Source organism: Kitasatospora kazusensis, from assembly GCF_039529945.1.
GTDB lineage: Bacteria > Actinomycetota > Actinomycetes > Streptomycetales > Streptomycetaceae > Kitasatospora > Kitasatospora kazusensis.
In genome coordinates this window covers 1-973 of sequence record NZ_BAAANT010000137.1, presented here as the reverse complement: position 1 = coordinate 973, position 973 = coordinate 1, and the positions used below count along the sequence as shown (strand labels likewise).

The window sequence follows — 973 nt, the reverse complement described above, 5'->3', positions numbered from 1 at the left end:
TTAGAGCTCGCGCAGATAGGCGTGCGCTCATGGGCGGCGGTTCGGGCGGTTGTCCCAGCGGTGAGTGGTCCATGCCCGGCGGATCAGGCTACGGATGGTGATGATCGTGTCGGCGAGGTCGAAGAAGGCGTTGATGACCGTGGTGCGGCGTTCGTAGCAGCGGGCGAGTCGGTGGAAGGCATTCTGCCAGGCGTGGGTGCGCTCGACGTGCCACCGTTGGCTCGCCTGGATCGGCGCCTTCTCGCCCTTGCGCGCGATGCGGCCGTGCAGGTTGCGGGCGCTGAGTTCGGTGCGGGTCTTGTCCGAGTCGTACCCGGCGTCCAAGTGCACGGTGATGTCATCGGGCAGCGGCCCGAGGTCGTCCAGCAGGTCCAGGGTCGGCGCGAGCAACGGGGAATCGTGACGGTTCGCTCCGGCCAGGACCCTGCCGAGCGGGATTCCATAACCATCCGTCATGCCCGAGCGTTTCAGGCCCTGTTTGCCCCGGTCGACCGGTGACCGCCCGGCGGCCTCGCCGCCGCCGGGGGCCTTGGTGATGGATCCGTCGATGGCGATCTGGTCGAGCACGAGCCCGACGATCCGGTCGTAGGACTGGAGCGCGATCTGCTTGAACTGGGCGAAGACGCCGAGCCGGATCCACTCGTCACGGCGGTTGCGCATGGTGGTCGCCGAGCAGGTCGTGTCGGCGATCGCCTGGTAGGAGCAGCCGAATCGCAGCAGTTGCAGCAGCTTGTCGAACACGATCCGGTCACCGATGCGGGGCCGGTGGCAGCCAAGCGGATGGGCCGGGTCGAACGTCGGGCGCTTCGGCAGCAGCACCGCGAATTGGTCCCAGAGCGGGTCGGTCAGCCATGATGGGAGTACGGGCACAGGTCCCCCAGTGATCACAGAGCGTCGTAACTCCATGATCACCGGGACCTGTGCCCGCCTTGTTTCCGGGTCTCCCCGCGCTGCCTATCTGCGCGAGCTCTTA

General features: G+C 67.2%; 1 protein-coding gene. It reads right to left on the bottom strand.

The features are described from left to right. Nucleotides 1-27: 27 nt before the first annotated feature. Nucleotides 28-870, bottom strand: a complete 843-nt coding sequence (locus ABD330_RS32345; RefSeq protein WP_344469888.1) for an IS5 family transposase — start codon at nucleotides 868-870, stop codon at nucleotides 28-30. Between the last annotated feature and the right edge of the window lie 103 nt (nucleotides 871-973).